This window comes from Nocardiopsis sp. FIRDI 009, assembly GCF_003386285.1.
Lineage (GTDB): Bacteria > Actinomycetota > Actinomycetes > Streptosporangiales > Streptosporangiaceae > Nocardiopsis.
In genome coordinates this window covers 146,884-171,112 of the sequence record NZ_QPNC01000019.1, presented here as the reverse complement: position 1 = coordinate 171,112, position 24,229 = coordinate 146,884, and the positions used below count along the sequence as shown (strand labels likewise).

Here is a 24,229-nt window from a genome sequence, read left to right as displayed (position 1 = left end):
ACCCCACCAGGCTACCCCCGAGGCGGAACAGCGCCCACGGGATCGTGCAGAGTGTTGAGAACGCCCGTGCGCGGCCGGTCGCTCGTGCCCCCGTTCCCCAGCCGGGGGTCCACACGCTGGACTCGCTGCACGCGAACGTCCCCGGCGTCCAGAAGCTCCACCACAGGCCGCAGCGCCTTCTGCGGGTCGGTGTCGGCACGGCAGGTCACCAAGTCGATCTGCACCATCCGGTACTCCGGCCAGGTGGACACCGTCAGGTGCGACTCGGCCAACACCATCACCACCGTGTGCCCATGCGGGACGAACGGCACCGACAGCTCCGCCAAGGCGTGCACCCCCAGCAGGTCGACACTCGCGCGCATGGCGGCCACAAGGTCGTCGGGTGCGGGATCAGGGTGGGCGCAGTCGAGCAGGTCGAGGGCAGCGCAGATCATGCGACCTCTCCCATCCGAGCGCCCGGGATCAGGGCGGCCAGGTGGTCGACGGTGTAGGAGCGGTGCAACCGGCGCGGTTCAGCCGCCCACCGCACCGCTTCTCGCCACAACGCCTCCAGGGCGTCCTCGCCGTAGGTGTCCAACAACGAGTCCAAGTCGAGGAACGCCGGGGGCAGGTCGGCGTACTCGCGCCCGTACCGGACGTACAGAGACTTGGAAAGCTTGCCGCCGGTACGGTCGAGCACCATCGGCGTGAACACGCTCACCGGCCAGTCGGCCACCGGCACCCCCAACACGGCCAACGCGGGGGCGATGACGTGCGCGAACCACACCCCACCCCAGTCGGGACCGTCAATGCTCACCGAGCAGGCGTCGTACAGCTCCCGTTCGGCCGCCAGCAGGGCGACCTTCTGCACCGACCGGACGGGGGTGTTGGCGTCGTACCAGCCGCCGCGGCCGGCCAGCGGGATGACTTCCTGATAGGGGCCGTGGTGGGGGCAGGCCGAGTCCAACAACACGACCCCGGCGCCCGCGCGGATGGTCAGGTGGTGGGCGTCCTTGTCCATCAGGCGGCACTGGGGGCAGCGGGGCCGGATACGGATGCGCCCATCTGTGGGGGCCAGGATGGGCGCGAACTCGTGTTGGCGGGTGGCGATGGTGTGCAGGCACGCCCGCACGGGGGCGAGTTCCTGGTAGGTGGCATAGGGGCGTTCCTGCCAGCCGATGGTGCTGCGGGCCGACGCCCAGGCCAGCAGGCGCCGGAACCCGGAGGAGCGTTCGGTGCTGTCGAGGACCCCGCCGTCGATGAGGTCCTGCACGTTGCGGGTGTAGTGGTGGCCGTCGATGGTGACGTGCTCGGCGGGGGCGTTCTCCAGGCTGTCAAAGATGATCGTGGCGGGCAGGCCGAGTTCGTCGGCCATGTGGGCGGTCAGGGCGAACACGGCCATGATCGTGGTGACCGTGCCCAGGTGCGGGTGGCCGTTGAGTTGGGCGGCGGTGGTGACCCGCAGCTGGGTGCGGCCTCGGGCGGCGGCGCGGATCAGGTCGGTGTTGGAGTCGGTCAGGTGCGCGATCCCGACGGGGGCGAAGTACAGGTCGGGGGTTGGGGGGTGGTTCATCGTGGCATCCTCCGGGCGAGATAGGTCCAGACGAAGGGGAACTGGGGGTCGGTGCTGGGGACACGTTCGAGATGGAGCAGGTGGAGGTCAGCGGCGCGGGCTGCTCGCTGGTACAGGCTGCGGGTGAGATGGACTCGGCTCTTCGGGTGAGCGGGAACCCAGTTGGCTCCGGCCGCCCACCCGCCACCGGGCAGGTGGGTGTGGAGCCGTGTGAAGACGTCGGCGAAATGGGCGGGGGACTGGCACAGGCCCAGGAGCCCGAACTGGGTGAGCAGGTCGACGCCGAGCACTCGGGGCGGGAGCTGGTCGGCGGTCAGGCAGTCGGCGACCAGCGTGCTGGTCAGGGACCGGCACCGATCGCTGAAGGTATCGAGGTCGCGGTCGCACAGGGCCAGCGCCACCTGGTGGACGCCCCGCGGTTGGCCGGTGCGCGCGAACTCGGTGAGGGTGGCCAACCGTTCCGGGTCGACGTCGACCGCCGTCAGGTGGTGGGCGTCCAGGGCGGTGGCCCACAGCAGGCTCTCGGAACCGGCGCCCAGGTCGGTCCAGGTGCGCACGGGCGGAACGTTCAGGAGCAGGTCGAGGATGTGTTCGGTGCCCTGTCCGAAGCGGAAGGTGTCGGCGTAGTAGGTGTTCCAGTAGGCGTTGGCGTCCAGTACCGTGTGCGGCCGGTTCATCGGCTGCCTCTGGCGGTGGCGAGGACTTCGCGGAACCCGGATCGGGTGTGGGTGTGAGTGGTGGTCCACCCGGTATTCGTGAGCGCGGTCTCGATCTCGGCTGCGGACGGGAGGGCGAGGTTGACGTGGGTGGTGTGGTCCACCTGCCCGGGGCTGGTGTAGGTGAACTCGATCCGAACCTGGCTGCGGTCGTGGGTGTGGTGTTGGCGGCGGTAGCGGGTCACTTCCTGGCCGTCGGGCGCACGGAAACGGTGGTCGCGGATCTGGTGGCCGTCGGCCAGGGTGGGGGTGTAGAAGCCGCACCCCAACATGTCGACGGTTAGGTGTTGCAGGAGCAGTCGGGTACCGGGTCGTACCGCGCGACGCAGGAGGGTGAGCACGTCGGGCAGCGTCGTCTGCGCGGTGAGCTGGTTCAAAGCCGCGTTGGGCACCACCACCAGGTCCTCCTCGCTCAGGTCCGGGAGCTGGTGGAGGAAGTGGCACCCCAGCGCGAGTTCAACCACACCGGTCTCACGGGCATGGTGGGTAGCGGCGGTGAGCATCGGCCAACTGGCGTCGACCAACCGCACCCGCACCCCGGCTTTCGCGTAGGAGTTCAGGAAGTGGCCCGCCCCGCACGGGAACTCGGTCACGTGCGTGGCCCCGTCCAACGCCTTCGACAGCAGGTGCGGGGTGGTCGGGCGGGCTTCGGCGCGCATCCAGGCGGCCCGGTGCCGGTAGGATTCCACCACCCGCTCGGCTTGGGCGTTCATGCTGCCGCTCCCGCCTGGTACCGGTCGGCGTGCTCGCGCACCACCGGGTGCACCAGCATTCCGTCCCGTGCGATCAGCGCGCTCTCGACCCCAGGGTCCTCGGCTCCGTGGAGGACGTGGCGGGCCAGGCGCAGCAGGTACGGGGCCGCGGCCCGGGTGTAGGCGTGTGAAGCGGTCACCGGCACCAGACGGGGCAGCACGTCGACCTTGACGTGCACAATGCCGTCCACCACACACGGCGGGTCCCCAGGTTTCTGGACGGGGCCGGCGGTGGGCAGGTAGCCGTCCCCGTACCCGCAGGTGGCGTCCACGATGACCGCACCCGGGCGCATGGTCGCCAGGTGGGCGCGGGTGATCATCGGTGGGGTGGTGTGGGTGGAGATGAGGATGGCGCCGATGACCAGATCCGCGCGGGTGAGGAGTTCGGTAAGCCGGTCGGGGGTGTTGACCGCCACGTGCACCCCGGGCGGGGCCTGGCGTTCGTAGGTGGCGGCACTGTGGGCGGTGCGGGTCAGGATCGTGACATCGGCTCCCAGCCGGGCAGCGGTGACGGCAGCGGCGGTGCCGACGTTTCCGTTCCCGATGACCACCACGCGGGCCGGTTCAGCGCCGTCCACACCGCCCAGGAGCACCCCGCGCCCTTGCGGGTGTTGGAGGGCGTGGGTTCCGAGGTGCACGGCCTGGACCCCGGCGATCTGCCCGCCCGCCATTGCCAGCGGGAAGCGTCCGTGTTCGTGGAGGAATTCGTAGCTGAACGCCTTCACTTCGCTCTGGGTCAACGCGTTGAGCATGTCCGGGTTGCCTTCGGCGTGGAAGATCGCCCCCACGGCCTGCCCACGGTGGAGGTGGGCAAGGTCGGTGGGCGGACCGGGCTTGTACCGCAGCACCAGCGGCGCAGCCCACACCCGTTCGGCCGGGCAGAACTCCACCCCGGGCAGGTCAGCGTCGTTCACACCGATCCCGTCGCCGATTCCGGGCTCGGCGACGAGGCGGAACCCGGCGTCGGTCAGGGCGCGGGCCAGGTGGGGTGTGAGCAGGGTCCGGCGCTCACGAGGGCCGGTTTCGTGGGGGAATCCGATCGTGGAAGGGTGGTGGTGCACGGTGACCTCCAACCGGTGACGGCAGGTGGTTTCAGGGTCACTCCCGAGCCGGGTTTGGGCCAGATCACTACTTGTCCGCCTTCCTGTTCATCACCTGTCCACGTCCTGTCGGGGCGAGGTGAACAACTTGGCGGCGAGTTCGACAAGCGCCTGCGCCCCCGCTACCGGGGTGGTTACTGTGGCCCCACCCGCCCCCGTGAAGTGAGGAGCCCCCTGTGGACGAGCCGCTGTTCGACGTCACCGCACCCGAACCCGACCCGGTACCGGTCGTGATGGCCCTGGACGCCCAGTGGTACGAACTCATGTGGACCGGGGAGAAAACCCACGAGTTCCGGCGGCGGTTCCTCACCGGAGCGCCCACCCAGTGGTTCGTCTACCTCACCGCCCCCACCTCCCGGTTGTGCGCCGTCATCGACCTGGCACCCGCCATCGAGGACACCCCCGAGCGGATTGCGCAGATCGCCGAACGGATGCGGCCCGGCAACGGCGCGACCGTGGAGCCCTACCTCGCCCGCGACGGCAAACAGGTGGGGTATGCGATGCCGATCCGCCGGGTACGCGAGTACGCGGGGTTCACCACCCAGGACCTGGACGGGATGCTGGACGGTTTCCACCCACCCCAGGGGTACACGCTCGTGGACCGCTACCCCGGCTGGAGGGCAGTGTGCGACAAACTGGTGTCAACCCCGCTCGTCCGAGAGACCACCATCGACCCCCCACCCGCCCCCTAACCGTTTCGAGGACGTGGTGCGTTGAGGCCCCCCAACCCCCGCCCAAGCCCGCTACGTCAAGCCCGACTCGACCTCGGCACCACCCTGGAACAGGTGTGCGCCGACCTCGACCACGCCTCACCGACCGGTTCCAGCGGAGTCACGCCCAGCATGCTCTCCGGATGGGAACGTGGCCGGCACACCACCAGCCGCCGCTACCGCACCCTGCTCGCCGACTACTACGACCGCCCGGTTGACGAGCTATTCGCTCACCAGGACGGGGCAACTACGGCCCAGGACTCGCCCCAGCTCGTCAGCGGCCCCCGCGACCTGCGCACCGCCATGACCGACGTGGTCCGATCCGCGCAAGCCCATCTGGCCGTGGCCGGTTCACGCTCCCGGGACGTGGCGTACCTGGAGACCATCGAACACGCCCTGGCCGACCGTCCCGGCCTGGTCCACTACCGGTTATTGTTCGGCCCGCCCCGCAACACGGCACTGCACGCCCACCTTCGGCGGTTGCTGGAGATCCGCGACCCCGACGACCGGTCGCTGGGGATGAAGACCCTGCACATCGGCCTCATCCGCCCCGAACAGGACATGCCCGAACGGTTCTTCGTCGCCTCCGAACAGGCCGCCGTCGTCCCCATCCCCTCACTCACCAGCGCCTACGGGTTCGACTCCGGGGTCAGGCTAGGACCGCAAGCCGCCGAACGGCTGTTGGACCACGCCCGCCAGTGCTACGCCGCCGCCACACGGGTAGAAACCCCCGAAGCCCTCCACCAGCTCGCACCCTCCGCCTCACACCACCGGGACCCCGCATGACCAACCCCCACACTCAGTCCGCCCTGAACCGAGCCCACCGCGACCTGGACTCGGTCCTGGCCCTGACCCGGGACCTGGTGCGCATCCCCACCCGAGGCGGCATCGACCCCTACGACGACGCCATCACCCACCTCAACGTCTGGATGACCGCCAAGGGCCTGGAGCCGCGGGTACTGCGTGATGAGACCGGAGCGGCCGTCGCCCTCACCGCGAGAGTGCACGGCGACCATCCGGGGTCGACGTGGGTGTTGGACGCCTGCCTGGACACCGCCCCGTTCGGCGACGCAACCGCCTGGCACCACCCGCCCACCAGCGGCGTGATCGACAACGGGTGGCTGTGGGGGCGCGGGGCCGCCGACTCCAAGGTCGCGGTCGCCGTGTTCTGCCACCTGGCCGCGCACCTGCGGACCGAGACCGCGAACCTGCGCGGGGACCTGGTGCTGCTCTTCGACCTGGACGAGCACACCGGCGGCTTCGGCGGAGCGAAACGCTTCTTCGACGCACCCGACACCCCCACCGACATCGGCGGGGTGATGATCGGCTACCCCGGCATGGACAAACTCGTCATCGGCGGACGCGGCGTGTACCGGGTCCGGTTGCGCGTCCACGGTGTCGCCTCCCACTCGGGCGGCTCCCGCTCCACGCCCAACGCGATCAGTAAGGCGACCGCGATCATCCAGGCACTGGACCGCGAGCCCCTCCCGGGACCGGCCGCGGGGTTCGGCCCCGGCAAGCTCACAGTGACCGCCATCGAGGCGGGCGAGGGATTCTCGGTGGTGCCGGACCTGTGCACGGTCAACGTGGACGTGCGCACCACGAAGGCGTTCACTGACCATGAGGCGGCGGACCTGGTGGCCGGTGTGGTGGCCAAGGTGGATGCGGACTGGCCGGACACCGCTCCGACTCTGGTGGAGGCCCACACACGGTGGCCCGCCTACGCCTTGGCCGAAGGCGCGCCGTTGCGGGATGCGCTGGTGAGCGCTGCCGCTGCATATGGGGTCGATGTGAAGGCGAAGGTCGCGGGACCGTCGAACATCGGCAACTACCTCGCCGGACTGGGGATACCGGCCACGGCCGGGTTCGGACCCGCCTACGAAGGACTGCACGCCACCGACGAACGCGTCCGTATCGACACCATCCCCGTCGCCCAGGCGGTCTACGACCAGGCGGTGCGAACACTCATGTCCTCTGATGAGAGCGGTGAGGCGTAGGGACGGGGGTTGGCCGCATCCCCATCCTCATCGCACACGCACGCCACATCCTAGACGTGGTGCCGCCCTCCATGAGATCGGCCAGGGCCGCCCGCCGCCTCAGCGACGCCCTGGAGATTCCCGCCACGGTGGGGTGACACCGCCTTCGTTGATCGGCCACAGTGAGCCCATGACACTGGCACCCCTGCCCGGCGGCTTCGCCGCACCCGAGCTGTACGACGTCCTCAAGAATGCCTGCGCAACTGTGGGACTCGACGACACCGAAGTGGAACTCCTACGCGGGCACACCAACGCCGTCGTGCGACTACCCACCGCAGGCGTGGTGGCCAAGATCGCCCGCAAGGGCACCCCCGTAGCCTCAGTGCAGCGCACGGTGGCGTTCGTGCGCTGGCTCATGGACCAGGGATTCCCCACCGTGCCCCTGCACCCCGGCGTCACCCAACCGGTGGTGGTCGACGGCCACCCGGTGACGTTCTGGACCTACCTGCTGCAGAACGGCACACCGATCCACGCCCGCGACCTCGCACAACCCCTACATGCTCTGCATGGCCTCCCGGCACCCCCGGTCCGGATGAGGGAACTGGACAACGTCGCCGCGGTTCGCAGATCGCTGGCGGCGATCACCACCCTGCCCCAGGAGGAGCTGGCGTTCCTACACCAGCGGATCGACCATCTGGAGTTGGCGTTGAAGGACGTGGAGTTCGCGCTGCCACCCGGTGTGGTCCAAGGCGACCCGCAACACCGCAACGCCCTCCACGACGAGCAGCGGACCGTGCTGTGTGACTGGGACACCGTGGCCCACGGCCAACCGGAGTGGGACCTGGTGACGGTCGAGATTCATTGCAGGCGCTTTGGTCACGGCTTCGGGCACTACGAGCAGTTCGCCGACGTCTACGGGTTCGACGTGACCACCTGGTCGGGGTATCAGGTGCTGCGCGATATCAGGGAACTGCGGATGGTCACCACCAACGCCCGCAAGGCCCGCCACACACCGGGGAGCCTGGCCGAGGTGCGCCGACGAATCCGGGGGCTCCAAAACGACACGGAACTGCGGTGGAGCATCCTGTGAACCTGGGTTCGCTGGAGCAGGGCTGGGCCGCCACATCGCCTTCCTCGAGGACGTTGACGTGTTCCTCGACCATGCAGAATCCTCGCACCCTGGCGTGAGTGGCCAGATCAGGCCGCCCCCTTCGCGGGTCGTGGTCTCCTGAGCGGGGTACAAGGCGGGCACCGTATCCCTAGGAGAGATGCATGGATTTCTTCGACAAACTTGTGGATTTTGTCACTACGGCCCTTGTGCTGATCTTCTTTTATGGCGGCCCGTTGCTCTACCTGTTGACTCGGGGGGAAGGAAGCTCCGAACAAAACGGTGGAGGTGGGGCCGGGTATAACGGTTCGTCTTCCTCCGGTTACAGCGGAGATGGGGATGATGGATACGGAGGTGATGGTGGAGGAGGCGGAGGTGGTGAATGACCTCACCCCGTCCACCGCCCCATGACCGGCCACTCCTCACCCGGATCATCACCGGGACGAACCCGCACGCCCGGAGCCACGCAACCCGCCCCTCCACACCCAACCCAGCGTCCGGAGCAGCGAAAACCCACCCCACCCCAACCGCTCCGGCACGGGCCACGAACTCCTCCACCAACACCCGACCCACCCCACAGCGGCGCGACCGTGGGGCGACAACCACCGCCAGGATGTACCCGTACGGGGGGCACCGGGGACCCCAGCCCGTCACCCCGTCCGTGATCGCTTCCGACCAGCCCACCGCCCCAACAGTGGGGACCATTCCCGCGTGCGCGGGGAGCAGAGCCTCATCACCGGTCTGGTCGACGCATCCACTCCCGCAGGCACCGCAACCGCTCGACACTGGCTCCCCGCCCCGCCTCCGCGTCCACGACACCGCGCACGCCCGCCAGCGCCCCGCACGCGCGGCGGCGGTTGGCCCGCTCCACCAGCCGCTTGGACCCGGCGATGTTCCTGCGTGAGCTCCTGTCGTTCTCGCCGTGCCGGTTGCGTCTGTCCCCGGTGTAGTCGAGCAGCTTCCTCTCCCGCAGTGGCTTCGGCGGGGCACGACCCCGTCCTTCCCCGGGCTCTGGATCAGACGGGCTTGGTCCAGACCGCGGCCATCGAGATCGGATGGCCGTGGAAACGCTTCCATGTGGGCTTGGCCGCCACCCAGGTGTCGTCCACCGTGGCCTCGGACAGCTCGGCGAGGGTCCACCCGGCGGCGATGGCCGCGCGCGTGTGGTCGCTGAACAGGTGCAGGTGGGTGCTGATCGCCACGTCCTCACCAGAGGCGTCGGTGAAGTGCGTGGGCATCCCCGAGACCATGATGAACTGCGGGTGGTAGGCGACCAGGACGAGGGACCCGCCGGGCGCGGTGAGCCGCCAGGCCTCGGCGTAGTAGGGGGCCAGGTCGGGCAGGTGCTCGTCGATGAGTGAGGAGATCACCAGGTCGTAGCCGCCACCGGGCAGGCCGGTGGCGCGCACGTCCCCCCGGATCAGGGTGGTGTGGTCGCCGCGCTCGCGGGCCAGACGCAGCATCCCCTCGCTGAGGTCGACGCCGTCCACGTGCGGCACGCCCCTCCCGCGCAGCCAGGCTCCGGTGCGTCCGGTTCCGCAGCCCAGGTCGGCGGCGCGCTCCACCCCCGACCAGTCCGGACGGGTCAGACCGTCGAGGAGGGCCAGGTCCATGGCGTCCAGGACGGAGTCCTCGTAGGTGCTCGACCAGCCGTCGTAGCCGGTGGCCACGTCGACCGTGCGGTAGTGGCGGGTGTCGAAGTCCGCGAAGTTCGGCATGGGAACGAGTATTCCGCGACCGTGCGCGAGGCCGCCACCGTGTTTTCCCGGCTGTGGAAAACCCGTTGCTCCCGGGGCGGACCCCTCCTAGGGTGTGCGCATGGCCAGCTTCCACGCGATCGTGAACCGGGTCCAGTCCTGGTCCGCGAGCGCCCACGATCTCGTCGTCCGCCCCCGGTCCGGGTCCCTGGACCGCTAGACGACGTCGGCGAGCCCCCGGACCCGTGTGTTCGCGGCGGCTCCCTCGAGGGTGACAGCCCCGGCGTCCCGCGTCGGCACGTCCGTGCCGCGGCGAACGGACACCGGGCTCCCCGCCATGCGCGTGTACCGGTCCAGGTCCAGTCCCGTCCCCGAACCACCACGGACGGGCCGCCCGGACCATCCCTCCCCCGGAGCGCGCGCAGCGCCGCGCCCGTCCGTGCCGCCCGTCCTCGTCCGCCACGCGTGTGGCTGGATCGGACCCTTCCATGGCACGTACGACACGTCCACGCCGCGGCACCGCCGGTGACCGCCGCCGACGCCTCTCCCAGAACTTCCTCGCCGACCCCGGCGCCGCCCGACACGTGGTCAGGGTCGCCGGGGTGACCCCCGACGACCTGGTGGTGGAGGTGGGCCCCGGAGAGGGAGCCATCACCCGCTTCCTCGCCCCGGCGGCGCGCCGGGTGATCGCCTACGAGATCGACCGCCACCTGGCCGACCGCCTGAGCTCCCGCTACCGCGACCCCGACCGGGGCGTGCGGGTGGTGTGCGCGGACTTCACCCGCGCCCGGCCGCCGCACGGCCCCTTCCACGTGGTCGGCAACATCCCCTACGCCCGCACCTCCGACATCGTCCGCTGGTGTCTGGACGCACCGGGGCTGGCCTCGGCCACGCTGGTCACCCAGCTGGAGTACGCGCGCAAGCGCACCGGCGCCTACGGGCGGTGGAGTCTGCTGACCGTGCTGACCTGGCCGGAGTGGTCGTGGTCGCTGGCCGGTCGGATCAGCCGGAACCGGTTCCGTCCGGTCCCCCGGGTGGACGCCGGGTTGCTGGTGCTCCGGCGCAGATCCGCACCGCTCGTGGCCCCCGACCGGATGGGCGCCTACCGGCGCCTGGTCGCGCTGGGATTCGAGGGGGTGGGCGGCTCCTTGGGCGCGTCACTGCGCCGGGCGCACCCCTCCCGGAGGGTGGACGCGGCGTTGCGGGCGGCCGGGGTCGGCCCGGGTACCCCGGTCGGCCTGGTGGCGCCCGACCAGTGGTTGGCGCTCCACCGGGCCCTGGACCGGTAGCCGCCTCAGGACAGGAAGTCCAGGAGGGCGGCGGTCAGTTCGGCCGGGGCGTCCTCCTGGACCAGGTGCCCGGCGCCGGCCAGGGAGTGCAGCCGGGCCCCGGGGATGGCGGCGGCCAGCCGCTCACCGCGGTCGATCGGCAGCCAGGTGTCCTCACGGCCCCACACGACGAGCACCGGGAGGTCGAGGTCGGCGTAGGCGTCCTCGACCTCGGCGGTGTGGCGCTCGTCGGCCTGGGCGATCTGGCGGTAGAAGGCGGGTTGGCCGTCGGCGCCGAGCCAGGGTCGGGTGAGGGCGTCCAGGACCTCGGCGCGCGGCCCGGAGTGCGACGCCGTGGCGATGTAGGCGCGCACCAGGGCCTCGTGCAGGTGGGGCGGGAGGGTGGCGAACACGTCGGCCTGGGCGTTGACCAGGCGGAAGAAGTCGCTGCCCCAGGGGCGCACGCTCACCGCGTCGACCAGGGCGAGGCGGTCGTAGGCCACTCCGTCCAGCAGGGCGGTGCGCAGGGCCACCGCGCCGCCGAAGTCGTGGGCGACCACCCGGGGCCGGTCCAGACCCCAGTGGTCGAGCAGGGCGGTGAACGCGGTCTGCTGCGCCGCCAGGGACACGTCCTGGCCGTCGAACCTGGCGGAGGCCCCGTAGCCGGGCATGTCCCACACGTACACGGTGTACCGGGGCGCGAGGGCGCGGGCCACGTGCCGCCACACGTAGGAGGAGAACGGGGTGCCGTGCAGGAGCACGACGGGTTCCCCCTCCCCCATCCGGGTCCAGCGGACCGCTCCGTTGGGTGCGTCGAATCGTTCGTCCAGGTACCAGGTGGTGTCGGCCACGACCGCCGCCCCCTTCGTCTCGTGCGGGCCGCTTCCGCCCCGCCGGGTCGTCGACGGAGCGGAGCCTATCGGTGGGGGACGACGGTCGGCGCGCCGGACGGACCGGGGCGGACGCGCACCACCGCGAAGGACTCCCCCGACAGGGTGACCGTGGTCCCGCGGGTCCGTGGTTCTCCGGTGGCGAGGAGGACCTCGCGTGGCGGCGCGTCCACCTCCACGGCGGCGTCGGCGCCGTCGAGGTTGCACAGCAGGCGCAGCCCTCCCCGGACCAGGACCAGCTGACGGCCGTCGGCGCTGGCGCGCACGGCGAACCGGTCCAGGCGGGGGTCGGCCAGGTCGGGTTCGGCCCGGCGCAGCGCGATGAGGGAGCGGTGGGCGTCCAGGACCCGGCGGTGGGGGTCCCGGTCGCGCTGGCCCCAGTCCAGGACGGCGGCGTCGCGGGTGGCGGGGTCCATCGGGTCGGGGATCTCCTCGTGCGCCCAGCCGAGGGCGGCGAACTCGCGGCGCCTGCCCCTGCGGACGGCCTCGGCCAGATCGGGGTCGGTGAAGGAGGCGAAGAACGGCCAGGGGGTGGTGGCCGCCCACTCCTCGCCCATGAACAGCATCGGGGTGTAGGGCGAGCACAGGACGAGCGCGGCCCCGCAGCACAGCAGGTCCGGGGACACGTACTCCCCCATGCGGTCGCCGCGCGCCCGGTTGCCGACCTGGTCGTGGGTGCTCAGGTAGGCGAGGAAGCGGCTGCCGGGCACGCGCGCGGTGTCGACCGGCGCCCCGTGCGCGCGGCGCCGGAAGGAGGAGTGGGTGCCCGCGTGCCAGAAGACGCGGCGCAGCACGGTGGGCAGGACGTCGGGACCGGCGAAGTCGGCGTAGTAGCCGTGGGTCTCCCCGCTCAGGGCGGTGTGCAGCGCGTGGTGGAGGTCGTCGGACCACTGGGCGGTCATCCCCATCCCGCCCGCCTCGCGGGGCAGGACGATACGGGGGTCGTTGCGGTCGGACTCGGCGATCAGGGACAGGGGGCGGCCCAGGCCGGTGGCGAGCGCGTCGACCTCGGCGGACAGTTCGGCCAGCAGGTGGGTGGCGCGGTCGTCGCGCAGGGCGTGCACGGCGTCCAGGCGCAGTCCGTCGAGGTGGAAGTGGCGCAGCCAGTCCAGGCAGTTGTCGACGACCAGGCGGCGGACCGGGTCGGAGTCGGGTCCGTCGAGGTTGAGGGAGGGCCCCCAGTCGGTCTCGCCGCCGAAGTAGGGGCCGAACCGGGGCAGGTAGGCGCCGGAGGGGCCCAGGTGGTTGTGCACCACGTCCAGGATGACGGCGAGTCCGCGCGCGTGGCAGGCGTCGACGAGGGTCTTGAACGCGTCGGGTCCGCCGTAGGGGTGGTGGACGGCCGACCACAGCACGCCGTCGTAGCCCCACCCGTGGGTGCCGTCGAAGGCGTTGACCGGGAGGAGTTCGACGTGGGTCACGCCGAGGTCGACGAGGTGGTCGAGCCGGTCGACGGCGGCGGTGAGGGTGCCCTGGGGGGTGAAGGTGCCCACGTGGAGTTCGTAGACCACCGCGCCGGGCAGGGGGCGGCCGGTCCAGTGCGCGTCCGACCAGTCGAAGGCGGTGTGGTCGTACACGCGGCTGGGCGCGTGGACACCCTCGGGCTGCCAGCGTGAGCGCGGGTCGGGCAGGACCTCGGGGGCGTCGTCGAGCAGGTAGCCGTAGTCGGTGCCGGGACCGGCGCGGTCGACGCGGGCGTGCCACCAGCCGTCGGCGCCGCGTCGCATGAGGTGGTCGGTTCCGTCGGCGCGCAGGCGGACGCGGTCGGCGTGGGGCGCCCACACGGCGAAGTCGCCGTGGACGCCGAGGCCGGGGGCGGTGTCCGGTTCGTTCACGCGCGGTGATCTACCCGGTACCCGCGGATCTCACCCCTGGCCGGCGGTCTCTTTCCGCGGTCCGGGCCGGTAGAGGTGGAGGCGCATCGAGGCGGTGACGGCCACCGGTTCGGGCAGGGCGGCGACGCGGGCGCGCAGGTCGTCGGGGCCGATGTGGCGGGCGCTGGGGCCCATCCCGACGACGGTGGCCGCGTCGTCGTGGGTCAGGTTCATGGTGAAGCGCAGTTCCCGTTCCCCGGCGGGGGTGAAGTGCCCGTGCAGGCCCTCGGCCAGGCGCTCGTCCTTGCGGGGGTCGACGTCGAGCAGGCCCAGCGGGGAGCGCAGTTCGGCGAGGTGGTCGGCGGCGGGTGTGACGACGACCAGGACGCCGTCGGGGCGCAGGACCCGGTGGAACTCGGCGGCCGAGCGCGGAGCGAACACGTTGAGCAGGGCGTCGACGCTGTCGGTGCGCAGCGGCAGGGCGCGCCAGGCGTCGGCGGTGACGGCGCCCCCGCGCGGATGGGCGCGGGCGGCGTGGCGGGCGGCGAACTTGGACACGTCGAGGGTCAGGCCGACGGCGTCGGGCAGGGCGGTCAGGACCTGGGTGAGGTAGTGGCCGGTGCCGCCGCCCACGTCGGCGAGCAGGGGGGCGGCGCGGTCGGCGAGCGCGCGGCGCAGGGTCTGGGCCAGGGCCCGGCCCACGGGGTCGTAGTGTCCGGCGCGCTGGAAGCGGAGCCGGTCGGCGACCATCTCCCTGCTGTCCCCGGTGCCGGGCGGGGTGGCGCCGGTCAGGAGGCTGGCGTAGCCCTCGCGGGCGACGTTGAAGCTGTGTCCGGCGGCGCAGGCCAGTCCGCGTTCGCCGGTGGTCAGGGCGGCGCCGCAGGTGGGACAGGCCAGAGCCGCGGCGACGGCGTCGGGCATGCGCAGTCGGGGACCGGTGTGGGGTGGGGTGTTCGGGCGCGCCATGATCGCGTCAGCCTATCCGGTTCAGGCGCGGACCAGGACCGCCACCGGGTAGTGGTCGAGCAGGTCGGCCAGTGGGGCGACGGTGTAGCCGTCCGGGCGTACGGGGGCCAGGGACCGGCCGGTGAGCCGGTCGGTCCACGTGCCGGGGCCCGACGGCAGGGGCAGGACGGTGTCGCGCCATCCGCCCGCGGCGGCCAGGGTGAGGGGCAGTCGGGTGGCGACGGCCACGATGTCGGGCCGGTGGCCCCCGGCGGCGGTGCGGGCGAAGGCCAGGGCGTGCCGGGCGGCGGGTCCGGTGGCGGTGAGCGGGAGGTAGCCGGTGGGGCGAAGTTCGCGCCGCAGCCGCAGGCAGGCGCGGACGAGGTGGAGTTTGGCGGCGCCGGAGTCGTCGACGGGCGGTCGCCAGCCGCGTTCGAGGCGTTCGAGGAGCGCGGTGCGGGCGGCCCAGTCGACGGGTCTGCGGTTGTCGGGGTCGACCAGGGACAGGTCCCACAGTTCGGTGCCCTGGTAGACGTCGGGGACGCCGGGGCCGAGGAGTTGCAGGGCCTTCTGGCCGAGGGAGTTGCTCCACCCGGCGTCGCGGACGGTGTCGACGGACGCGGCGACCTCGGCGCTGAGGTCGGGGTCGCCCAGGACGCGGGTGGGCCAGGCGCGGACGTGGTCCTCGAAGTCGGGGTCGGGGTCGGTCCAGGAGGTGCCCAGCCGGGCCTCCCGGGCGGCCTTGAGCAGGTAGTCGGCCAGACGCCGGTCGCCGATCGGCCAGGCGCCGACGAGGGTCTGCCAGCCCAGGAGGTTGAGGGAGGGCTCGGGCAGGGGCCTGCGGGCGGTCCAGCGGCGGACGGCGTCGGCGAAGTCGTCGGCGACCTCGGACAGTGCGGCCAGGCGGGCGCGCACGTCCTCCGAGCGCTTGGTGTCGTGGGTGGACAGGGCGGTCATGGTGTGCGGGGTGGCGGCCTGGCGGTGGGCGGCGCGGGTGTGGAACTCCTCGGGGGTGACGGCGATCCGTGCGGGGTCGCCGCCGACCTCGCACGCCGCCGCGAACCGGGTGCTCCGGTAGAACGCGGTGTTCTCGGTGCCCATCGCGGTGACCATGCCGCTGGTCTGCTGGATGCGGCGGGCGGGTTCGCCCTCGGGGTCCGCGCGGACGCGGCGGTCGATGACCTCCAGGTCGAAGGCGAGGTCGGGGCGGCGGTCCACGGCGCGGCGGACGGCGCGCGTCCAGGCGTCCTCTCCCTCGGGCAGGTAGGAGCGGTAGACGTCGAAGGAGCACAGGAGTTCGGCGACGGCCTCCTCGCGCTGGCGGACGGCCATCGCGGAGGGGCGGGGGGTGCTGTCGGGCGGTTGGGCGGGCAGCAGGGCGGCGATCCGGCGTACCTCGGCGCGCAGGAGGCGGGTGGCGGCCTGGTGGCGGGCGCGGGCGTCGACGCGGCCGGTGTCGGTGTCCACGCCCTGTTCGGCGGCCAGGGCGGTGAAGGCGGGTTCGCCGTCGGGGTCGACGAAGACCCCGCACACCTCGCGCAGCGCGTCGTAGCCGGTGGTGCCGTCCACGGGCCAGGACTGGGGCAGGTCCTCGCCGGGGGCGAGGATCTTCTCGACCACGATCCAGCCGTCGAAGCGCTCGGTGAGTCGGCGCAGGTAGCCGCCGGGGTCGGTGAGCCCGTCGACGTGGTCCACCCGCAGCCCGTCGAGCTGTCCCAGGTCGGCCCAGCGCAGGATCTCGGCGTGCGCGGCGTCGAACACGCCCGGTTCCTCCACGCGGACGGCGGCCAGTTCGCTGACGTCGAAGAAGCGGCGGTAGGTGAGTTCGGCGTCGCCGCGCCGCCAGGACACCAGCCGGTAGTGCTGGCGTTCGTGCACCTGGTGGGGGGTGTCGCCGGGGGTGAACGTGCCCGGCGCGATCGGGTAGCGCTTGTCGTGGTAGGCCAGGCAGTCGTCGGCGATGGTGAGGTCGTCCAGGGCCGCGCGGCCGCCGTCGCCGTCGTCGGCCAGGACGGGGATCAGGAGGGGCCCGGCGTCGAAGTCGACGTCGAAGCAGCGCGCGTGGACGGCGTCGCGGCCGTGCCTGAGCACGTCCCACCACCACGGGTTGGCGGCCGGGTCGGCGACCGACATGTGGTTGGGGACGATGTCGACGACCACGCCGACGCCCATGTCGTGGGCCTTGGCGACCAAGGCCTCGCGGGCGGTGTCGCCGCCCAGGGCGGAGGAGACACGGGTGGGGTCGACCACGTCGTAGCCGTGCTGGGAGCCGGGTGCGGCGGCGAGCAGGGGGGAGAGGTAGACGGCGCCGACGCCCATCCGGCCCAGGTGGTCGAGCAGGGCCGCGGCGTCGGCGAGGCTGAACCCGGGCCGCAGCTGGAGGCGGTAGGTTGACGTCGGCGCGGCCGTGGCGGTCGTGTCGTGTGCGCTCTTCACGCAGGACACCTGCCCGCGGCGTGCGCGTGTCATGCACGCGTCGCGGCACACGGGGTGAGCGGCATCCCACACGGAGCCGCGTTGGGTGTAGCCGTTCGGCGGTGGCTAGACTCGTCGGCGGTCTCCCATCACCAGCGACGACGCGCCCGAGGCCGGTCGCGCGGTGGTGCACGGGGGCGTGCCGTCGCGGCCGCCCCGAGACGACGGGCGGCAGAGCGTACGTCCGCCGGACGCTCCCGCGCCACCGACACCGACGAGAGGTTGAGAAGCAGTCGTGCTCCCGTCCAACAAGCACTCCCAGTCCCCCGTCCGGCGCCGTGGCGCCGTGCACCGGGGCGCCACCTCGGCCGCGCTGGCCGGTCTGATGCTGGCGGCCACCGCCTGCGGTAGCGACGAGGCGGTTCCCGGGGGGCTCCAGATCGCGACCCCCGAGGACATCGAGTGCTTCTCCGGGAGCCTGGCCGGTGCGGGCTCCAGCGCCCAGGAGAACGCGATGACCACGTGGATCGCGGGCTACCAGACGGCGTGTGAGGACGCCCGCGTCTACTACGACTCGATCGGGTCCGGTGGCGGCCGCAGCCAGTTCATCGACGGCGCCGTGGACTTCGCCGGGACCGACGCGGCGATGAGCCCGGAGGAGAACGCCGACGCGCGCGAACGGTGCCACGGGTCGGACACCATCAACCTGCCCGCCTACGTGGTGGCCATCGCCGTGGTGTTCAACCTGGACGGGGTGGACTCCCTGAACCTGCGGCCGGACACGCTGGCGAAGATCTTCAACCAGGAGATCACCCGCTGGAACGACCCGGAGATCGCCGAGACCAACCCCGACGCGGACCTGCCGGACCTGGCGATCACGCCGGTCAACCGGTCCGACGACTCCGGGACCACGGAGAACTTCACCCGGTACCTGTCGGCGGCCGCCCCGGACGCCTGGCCGCACGAGGCCGACGGGCAGTGGCCGATCCACCCGCGTGAGTCCGCGCAGGGCAACAGCGGTATCGCCGACACGGTCAAGCGCGCCCACGGCGCGATCGGGTACGTGGAGATGTCGCACGTGCACGACATGTCCACGGTGAACCTGGGGGTGGGCGACGAGTTCGTGGAGATCTCCCCCGAGGCCGCGGCCCAGGTGGTGGCCGAGTCCCCGCGCCGCGAGGACAACGTCAACGAGTACGACCTGGCCCTGGACCTGGACTACGGTACGACCGCGCCGGGCAGCTACCCGATGGTGCTGGTCAGCTACGAGGTCGTGTGCGGCGAGTACGAGGACGCGGACACCGTGGAGCGGCTCCAGGCGTTCCTGCGTTACGTGGTCAGCCCCGAGGCACAGCAGAACGTGTCGGAGGAGACCGGTTCGGCGCCGGTCAACGACGCCCTGCGTGAGCAGTTGCTGGAGTCCATCGACTCGATCGGGGTGCACGGCTAGGATCCGCTGCCCGGGACGGTCGCCCGAGGGGGTGGCCGCTCGGGCGCCCGAACACGGCCGAAGCGAAGCGGAGGCCCGGAGCGAACACGGTTCGGGCGCCGCCGGGGTGCTCGTGGACGGGGCCGCGCCGCAGGCGTCCGTGGAAGCGCGGCCTAGCGGTGGTCGCCGGGGCGGCCCGGTCGGCCTCGCAGGGCGCGCAGCCACGCCCCGAACCGCCGGGGTCCGCGCGGTTGGGGGGCGCGCTCCGGTTCGTGGTCCGGGCACGCGGTGTTCCCGGTGGCGGCTTCGTCCGCGAGCGGCGGCCGGGAGTCGGGGGACGGTCGTGGCGGCGGTGGGACCGAGCGGTAGAGCGACAGGTCGGTGAGGGTCTCCTCGCCCGCGTGGATGCGGTAGCGCCCGTGGAGTTCGGCGACCACGTCGCCCAGGTCCTCCCCGTCCCGGCGGACCCGCAGGGCCCGGGCCAGCGCGCGGGTCCGCCAGAGCCGGACCCCGGCGTCGCGGGTGGGCGAGGTGGCGGGGAACAGTTCGGTGATCCCGGCGCGGGCGCGTTCGGCGCTGGCCAGCATGCGGGAGATCGCCACCTGGCCCAGTCCCCAGGCGACGGGCACCCGCAGCAGGAAGGGCGAGGGGAACCCGGTGCGGGGCACGGAGGAGGCGAAGGAGACGCGGGGGTCGCGCAGGTAGTTGGCCTGGACCAGGCGCAGGTCCAGGTGGGGGCCGCACGGGTGGGCGGTCTCGGATCCGGCGCCCTCCCAGTCGGCGACCAGGGTCAGCCCCAGGTCGGTCTCGGCGCTGTCCAGGATACGGTCGACGCAGCCGCGCACCAGGTCGTAGGGGGCGCCGGAGACGTCGACGACGGCGTGGACGAGGGGGACGCGTCGGCGGTGGGCGGGCAGGGGTTCGCGGTAGACGTGGGGGTGGGGCATGAGTTCGGCGAGCACCTCGGTGCGGAAGCGTTCGGAGGGCAGGCGGGTGCGCACGGTGGTGGCGCGGCCGACGTGCCAGGCGGTGGCGGCCCGCTCCGGGACCATGACGGCGCCCGCCTGCCAGAGCCGGTAGCCGAACTCGGTGTCCTGGCCCAGGTCGAGGTCGGGGTCGACGCCTCCGGCGGCCTCGTACAGGCTGCGCCGCAGGCCCGCGGCGGCGCCGACGTAGGCGTGGAAGCCCAGGTGGTCGGCGTCGCGCAGGTCGCCGCTGTCGCGCAGGAGGTGTTCGACCCACTCGTGGTGGCGGCCGGTCTCCAGGGTGTCGTGCAGGGTCCGGGTGCGGGCGCGCGCGATCACGTCGGCGGGGTCGGCCGGTCCGGTGTCGGCGAAGCGGACGCGGCCGAGGGTGACGGTCTCGGCGTGGGTGTGGTGCCAGCGGGCCTGCGCCTCGACGAACTCGGGGCAGGCGACCATGTCGGCGTCCATCCAGAGCAGGATGTCGCCGGTGCTGGTGTGGGCTCCGAGGGCGCGCGCGTAGCCCGCGCCCCAGACGCCCTCGGGCGCGCGCACGAGGCGGCAGTGCCGGGGGCGGACGGCGGGCAGCCGCAGGGGTGGCGCGGTGTGGATGTCGACGACCACGACCTCCAGGAGGCGGTCGGGGTAGGTCTGTACGGCCAGGGAGGCCAGCGCGAGGTCGAGTCGGCGCTGCCCGCCCCGCGCGGGGATGACGACGGTGACGCGCAGGTCGGGGGTCCACTCGCCGAGGGGTGGCGGCGCCAGTGCGCTCCAGTCGTTGCGGAAGACCCGGGTACGCACCCGTTCCACGCGGCCTCGGTGGGAGACCCCGTCGACATGAGACGCTACGTGCTTATTCAGTGACACAGAGTCACTATAGCCGTGTTTCCCCATCGCGAGGCGCCGATCACCGATGTGTTACGAATCGGTCGTGTCCGCCGATCCCGCGCGGGCGCGCGCCACCCCGTTCGGGGGCGGCGCACCCCGGGGCCGGCGGCGCGTCAGCGCGCGGAGCCGCCCGCGTCGGTCTTGAGCATCCTGATCCCGAGCCAGACCACGCCGATGACCAGGGCGATCATCAGACCCCACGTCAACACGCCGACCACGATGGACAACAGCCAGAAGAACACGAGCACGACCGCCAGGGCCGCGCCGACCTTGAGGAGAAGACGTCCCATCCGGGACACGATACGCGGGCGCGGTGGAGGAGGGAACGACGGACGAGCCCCGCCCGGGTACGCGGGCCCGCGCGGCGGCCGCGGACGGACGGTCCGGTTCCCGGGGCGGCGGACCGTTCCGGGAACCGGATCCGGACCCGTCAGCCGACGCGCACCGCGGCGGTGAACACACCGTCCCAGTAGTCGGCCAGGGCGACCTCCTCCAGCGGCTTGGACGGGTTGGAGCCGTGGATCATGTTCCCGTTGCCCGAGTAGATGCCCACGTGGCTGGGCGCCGACTCGTCGTAGAAGAACAGCAGGTCACCGGGCTGCACCTGGTCACGGGAGATCCGCGTTCCGGCGTTGACCTGGTCGTAGGTGGTCCGGGGCAGGTTGACGCCCGCCTGGGCCCAGGCCGCTTGGACCAGGCCGGAGCAGTCGTAGGAGTCCGGGCCGGTGGCGCCCCACTCGTAGGGCTTGCCGATCTGGGCGCGGGCGAAGTCCAGGACCGCCTGGACGTCGCCGGAGGCGGCGACGGGGGCGGCCTGCGCGGCACCGGCGTCGGAGGCCGCACCCGAGGTCGGGTCCACACCGCCCAGGTCCGCCAGGACCTCGGCCTGTTCGTCGAGCGCGGCCTCGCCGTCGGCCTGGGCCGCCTCGGCCTCCTCCAGGGCCTCGGCCGCGGCCGCCTCGGCCTCCTTCGCCTCCTCGCGCAGGTCCTCGGCGCGCTGGACCTCGGCGACGTAGTCGGCGAGGACGACCTGCTGGCCGGCGGACAGGTAGTCCAGGTCGGCCACGTTCTGGAGGGCGTCGTCCGGCGTGCCGTCGAAGAGCACGCCCAGGAGGCTGTGGGTCCCCCCGGTGTAGGCGGCCTGGGCGATGTGGACGACGTCGCCGGACATCGCGTCCAGGTCCTCCCGGGCCCGGTCCAGCCGCTCCTCGACGTCCTCCAGCTCGGCCTGTGCGGCCTCGTGGTCCTCCTCGGCCTGGTTGTAGACCTCGTTCAGCTCCGAGAGCTCGCGCTGGAGCTCCTCGTAGCGGCCCTGGGCCTCCTCCGGGGAGGTGTCGGCCAGGGCGGCGCCGGACGAGAGCAGCACGGCGCCGACGGCCACGCATCCGACCGTCGCGAGTCGGTACCGTCCGCGCACACGGGGTTCCGGGTTGCGAGTCAAGGGATGACTGCCTTTCTCCCACACCCGCCTACCGCCACGGGGCATCACCGAGGGCACGCCCGGATCGGGCGTGTGGCTCTGCGCGTGAGGGGGATCCGGCGTCGGCGCGAAGGGGGCCGCGGGAGGTGGGCCGGGTGTTACCGCGACGGCCTCCGCTCGTGGGAAAGAGGACTGCGAGCGAGCGGAGCACGACGGAAACCGGACACTGTCCCCCTTGTGGGGATCACTCGGGCGTTCCGGCTTGGTGGGAACACTAAACCATCATGAAAGGATTCGCGACCCGTTCGTTACCTTCCCTTGGGCAACCCTCTTGACCTGCGGACATGTCCAGCCGAGGACAGGATCGCCGCCCACACCGGGGACCTCGCGGCGCGGGCGCGGCACGAGACGGCCGCCGACCCCGGTCGCACGGCGCCACGGCGAGTGACATACATCACACTCGACCCGGGGAAGGGGGTCGGGCCGCCGTGGACCCGACCCCGACCCGGTCAGAGGTGGCGCGACCACCAGTCGAGGATCGCCTCGAAGCGGGCGACCCGGTGGCTGGGCAGCCCCGAACGCGACAGCTCGTGCCCCTCCCCCGGGAAGAGCAGCATCTCGGCCTCGCACCCGCGCGTGCGCAGCGCCACGAACAGGCGCTGGGCCTGCTCCACAGGGCAGCGCCAGTCCTCCTCCGAGTGGATGATCAGGAGCGGGATGTCGATCCGGTCGGCGTAGGTGAGCGGGCTCTCCTTCACCCACGTCTCCGGCGGGCCGTACAGGGGGCCGGGGAAGAAGGCCCCGATGTCGGAGGAGCCGTGGAAGCTCTCGATCGCGTTGACGGCGCGCTCGCTGATCGCGGCCCTGAACCGGTCGCCGTGGTGCGCGGCCAGCCAGGTCGTCATGAAACCCCCGTGCGAGCCGCCCATGACGCCCACGCGCGCGGCGTCCAGGCGTTCGTCGCGCAGCGCCTCGTCGAGGAAGGCGAGCACGTCCGTGGCGGTGACCGCGCCGACCGAACCGATGATCGCCCGGCCGTGCTCGTGTCCGTAACCGGACGAGCCGCGCGGGTTGCACATGACCACCGCGTACCCGGCCGCGGTGTGGACCTGGGTCTCGTCGAAGAGCTGCCAGCCGTACTGCGTGAACGGGCCCCCGTGGATCATGAGCACGACCGGATGCGGTCCCTCCCCCTCCGGCAGGGCCACCCAGCCGTGCACGGGGTAGCCGTCGGGGGTGTGGGCGACCAGCTCCGTCATCGGCCGGGGGTCCACCCCCTCAGCGAAGGAGGTCAGGTCCTGTTCGCCGTCCTCGGCCACGCGCACCAGCTCGCCGCTGCCCGAACCGTCGGCGACCACGGCGACGGTCACGCCTCCCCCGTGGTCGAAGGACTGGGTCTGCACCGCGCCGCCGACCAGCGTGGCCTGCTCGCCGCCCGCGAAGGGCAGCCGGACCAGGTGCACCGCGCCCCGGTTCTCGATCCGGGTCACCAGGCCCTCGGGGGTCACCCGGACCTCACCGGTGGCGCGCGGCCCCTCCCTCGGGGTCAGACGGGCGGGGGGCGCCGAGCCGTCCGCCGGTACCGACCACACGCCCGTGGTCCGTCCGACGAAGTCGTCCAGGTCCGGCCCGAGCTCGTCGGCCAGGAAGTAGACGGTGGCACCGTCGGCGGAGAAACACGGAGCCTGGGCGCACAGGTCGCCCGCGGTGACGCGGCGCGGCTCGGCGCCCTCCTCGGGCGCGCACACCCACAGGTCCTCGACCAGATCGGTGTCACGGGTGTCGTGCCGGGCGGCGGCGAAGACCAGCAGGGAGCCGTCCGGGCTCCACGCGGGGGCGCCGTGGTCGACATCGGCGTCGGTGACCCGGACCGGCTCGCCCGGCTCACCGGAGGGGTCGATCGGCGCGGTGACGAACACCTGACGGCGGCGGTCCCCGGTGAAGCCGAGTCCGTCGAGGCGGTACTTGAGCCGGGTGATCCTGCGCGGCGGCTCCTTGCCGGGCTCGACGCCCACGTAGCGCCCGGGTTCGGGGACGCGCGCGGTGTAGGCCAGGCGGGTGGAGTCCGGGCTCCAGCGGGCGCCCGCGACGCCGAGCGGGTGGTCGGTCACCTTCCAGGGCTCGCCGCCGTCGGCGGGCAGCACGTGGAGCTGGGCCCTGCGGTCCTCGTCCGGGCGCAGGAAGGCGATCCACCGTCCGTCGGGCGACCAGACGGGCGCGTCGTCCCTCGTGCCGCGGGTGAGCTGGCGCGGTGGCGCCGAGCCGTCGGTGGGCACCGACCACAGGGCTCCGGTGTAGGCGTCCTCCTCCAGATCCGGGCGGATCACGGAGAAGACGGCGCGAGCGCCGTCCGGCGAGAGCGTGGGGGCGCTGAGACTGTGCAGGTGGACGATGTCGGAAGGTCGCATACGCCGATGTCGGCCGCCTCGGCGCGGGGGTGCGCCGGGCGGCCCCTCCTTCTTCCTTGGCGGTGGGTCCGTGGTCCGGGCACCGTGTGACTGGCACGACGGAGGGGTGGTCGTGTCCCGAGTGGGTGGGACGGGACCGCCATCCGGACGGGCCGACCCCCCGATCCGGGAGGAGTCGG

21 protein-coding genes and 1 pseudogene are annotated in these 24,229 nt (G+C 72.4%); 7 read left to right on the top strand and 15 right to left on the bottom strand.

Features of this window, described 5'->3' with window-relative positions; all coding sequences use genetic code 11:
* Positions 1-11: 11 nt before the first annotated feature.
* The 5 genes from DVR05_RS16965 to DVR05_RS16945 are packed head-to-tail and all read right to left on the bottom strand — an operon-like array spanning position 12 to position 4,081.
* The gene (locus tag DVR05_RS16965) at positions 12-434 is read right to left on the bottom strand and encodes an S-adenosylmethionine decarboxylase family protein (RefSeq protein ID WP_116246859.1); all 423 of its coding nucleotides are present in this window, start codon (positions 432-434) and stop codon (positions 12-14) included.
* Positions 431-1,552 (bottom strand): hypothetical protein, encoded by a 1,122-nt coding sequence (locus DVR05_RS16960; protein WP_116246858.1) that lies wholly within the window; start codon positions 1,550-1,552, stop codon positions 431-433. The genes DVR05_RS16965 and DVR05_RS16960 overlap by 4 nt, the downstream gene beginning before the upstream one ends.
* The gene (locus DVR05_RS16955) at positions 1,549-2,229 is read right to left on the bottom strand and encodes a class I SAM-dependent methyltransferase (protein ID WP_116246857.1); all 681 of its coding nucleotides are present in this window, start codon (positions 2,227-2,229) and stop codon (positions 1,549-1,551) included. Before DVR05_RS16955 ends, DVR05_RS16960 begins: the two co-directional genes overlap by 4 nt.
* On the bottom strand, positions 2,226-2,981 hold the full coding sequence (locus DVR05_RS16950; RefSeq protein ID WP_116246856.1) for a methyltransferase domain-containing protein: 756 nt from the start codon (positions 2,979-2,981) through the stop codon (positions 2,226-2,228). Before DVR05_RS16950 ends, DVR05_RS16955 begins: the two co-directional genes overlap by 4 nt.
* Entirely contained in the window at positions 2,978-4,081 is a 1,104-nt protein-coding gene (locus tag DVR05_RS16945; protein WP_116247064.1) for an NAD(P)-dependent oxidoreductase, read from the bottom strand. Before DVR05_RS16945 ends, DVR05_RS16950 begins: the two co-directional genes overlap by 4 nt.
* A 215-nt stretch (positions 4,082-4,296) precedes the next feature.
* Here DVR05_RS16945 and DVR05_RS16940 point away from each other — a divergent pair, with 215 nt between their 5' ends.
* From DVR05_RS16940 to DVR05_RS26630, 5 genes are all read left to right on the top strand, one after another.
* The gene (locus DVR05_RS16940; protein ID WP_232832190.1) at positions 4,297-4,812 is read left to right on the top strand and encodes a hypothetical protein; all 516 of its coding nucleotides are present in this window, start codon (positions 4,297-4,299) and stop codon (positions 4,810-4,812) included.
* A gap of 21 nt (positions 4,813-4,833) precedes the next feature.
* Complete coding sequence (locus tag DVR05_RS16935) at positions 4,834-5,616, top strand: helix-turn-helix domain-containing protein (RefSeq protein WP_232832189.1); 783 nt, start codon at positions 4,834-4,836, stop codon at positions 5,614-5,616.
* Complete coding sequence (locus tag DVR05_RS16930; protein ID WP_232832188.1) at positions 5,613-6,827, top strand: M20 family metallopeptidase; 1,215 nt, start codon at positions 5,613-5,615, stop codon at positions 6,825-6,827. Before DVR05_RS16935 ends, DVR05_RS16930 begins: the two co-directional genes overlap by 4 nt.
* A 169-nt stretch (positions 6,828-6,996) precedes the next feature.
* On the top strand, positions 6,997-7,896 hold the full coding sequence (locus DVR05_RS16925; protein ID WP_116246855.1) for a phosphotransferase: 900 nt from the start codon (positions 6,997-6,999) through the stop codon (positions 7,894-7,896).
* A 182-nt stretch (positions 7,897-8,078) separates the two neighbouring features.
* Positions 8,079-8,300: a hypothetical protein gene (locus DVR05_RS26630; protein ID WP_157982461.1), complete on the top strand. Its 222-nt coding sequence runs from the start codon at positions 8,079-8,081 to the stop codon at positions 8,298-8,300.
* A gap of 133 nt (positions 8,301-8,433) precedes the next feature.
* On the opposite strand, the pseudogene DVR05_RS27945 reads toward DVR05_RS26630, so the two are convergent.
* Together DVR05_RS27945 and DVR05_RS16920 are read right to left on the bottom strand one after the other, a co-directional pair.
* A pseudogene (locus DVR05_RS27945) lies at positions 8,434-8,619 on the bottom strand (GNAT family N-acetyltransferase); the annotation flags it as partial.
* Between the two features lie 311 nt (positions 8,620-8,930).
* Complete coding sequence (locus tag DVR05_RS16920) at positions 8,931-9,632, bottom strand: class I SAM-dependent methyltransferase (protein WP_116246854.1); 702 nt, start codon at positions 9,630-9,632, stop codon at positions 8,931-8,933.
* Between the two features lie 467 nt (positions 9,633-10,099).
* On the opposite strand from DVR05_RS16920, the gene erm reads away from it, so the two are divergent.
* The gene (erm, locus tag DVR05_RS16915; protein ID WP_116246853.1) at positions 10,100-10,900 is read left to right on the top strand and encodes an ErmE/ErmH/ErmO/ErmR family 23S rRNA (adenine(2058)-N(6))-methyltransferase; all 801 of its coding nucleotides are present in this window, start codon (positions 10,100-10,102) and stop codon (positions 10,898-10,900) included.
* A gap of 5 nt (positions 10,901-10,905) precedes the next feature.
* On the opposite strand, the gene DVR05_RS16910 is transcribed toward erm, so the two are convergent.
* From DVR05_RS16910 to treY, 4 genes are all read right to left on the bottom strand, one after another.
* Positions 10,906-11,661 carry an alpha/beta fold hydrolase gene (locus DVR05_RS16910; RefSeq protein ID WP_116247061.1) on the bottom strand — a complete coding sequence of 252 codons (756 nt, stop codon included), beginning with the start codon at positions 11,659-11,661 and terminating at the stop codon, positions 10,906-10,908.
* A 134-nt stretch (positions 11,662-11,795) separates the two neighbouring features.
* Positions 11,796-13,604, bottom strand: coding sequence for a malto-oligosyltrehalose trehalohydrolase (treZ, locus tag DVR05_RS16905; RefSeq protein WP_116246852.1), 1,809 nt, complete (start codon positions 13,602-13,604; stop codon positions 11,796-11,798).
* A 30-nt stretch (positions 13,605-13,634) separates the two neighbouring features.
* Positions 13,635-14,549 carry a putative RNA methyltransferase gene (locus DVR05_RS16900; RefSeq protein ID WP_116246851.1) on the bottom strand — a complete coding sequence of 305 codons (915 nt, stop codon included), beginning with the start codon at positions 14,547-14,549 and terminating at the stop codon, positions 13,635-13,637.
* Positions 14,550-14,570: 21 nt separating this feature from the next.
* Positions 14,571-16,997: a malto-oligosyltrehalose synthase gene (gene treY / locus DVR05_RS16895; RefSeq protein ID WP_116246850.1), complete on the bottom strand. Its 2,427-nt coding sequence runs from the start codon at positions 16,995-16,997 to the stop codon at positions 14,571-14,573.
* Between the two features lie 241 nt (positions 16,998-17,238).
* On the opposite strand from treY, the gene pstS reads away from it, so the two are divergent.
* A complete protein-coding gene (gene pstS, locus DVR05_RS16890; RefSeq protein ID WP_116246849.1) occupies positions 17,239-18,393 on the top strand; it encodes a phosphate ABC transporter substrate-binding protein PstS in 1,155 nt (384 codons plus the stop codon).
* 152 nt (positions 18,394-18,545) lie between these two features.
* On the opposite strand, the gene DVR05_RS16885 is transcribed toward pstS, so the two are convergent.
* The 4 genes from DVR05_RS16885 to DVR05_RS16875 all read right to left on the bottom strand — a co-directional run bounded on the left by DVR05_RS16885 (position 18,546) and on the right by DVR05_RS16875 (position 24,050).
* Complete coding sequence (locus DVR05_RS16885) at positions 18,546-20,144, bottom strand: glycosyltransferase family 2 protein (protein ID WP_116246848.1); 1,599 nt, start codon at positions 20,142-20,144, stop codon at positions 18,546-18,548.
* A gap of 191 nt (positions 20,145-20,335) precedes the next feature.
* Positions 20,336-20,512, bottom strand: a complete 177-nt coding sequence (locus DVR05_RS27080) for a hypothetical protein (protein ID WP_198659221.1) — start codon at positions 20,510-20,512, stop codon at positions 20,336-20,338.
* 140 nt (positions 20,513-20,652) lie between these two features.
* On the bottom strand, positions 20,653-21,663 hold the full coding sequence (locus DVR05_RS16880) for a C40 family peptidase (RefSeq protein ID WP_116246847.1): 1,011 nt from the start codon (positions 21,661-21,663) through the stop codon (positions 20,653-20,655).
* A gap of 488 nt (positions 21,664-22,151) precedes the next feature.
* Positions 22,152-24,050 (bottom strand): S9 family peptidase, encoded by a 1,899-nt coding sequence (locus DVR05_RS16875; RefSeq protein WP_116246846.1) that lies wholly within the window; start codon positions 24,048-24,050, stop codon positions 22,152-22,154.
* Positions 24,051-24,229: the final 179 nt, after the last annotated feature.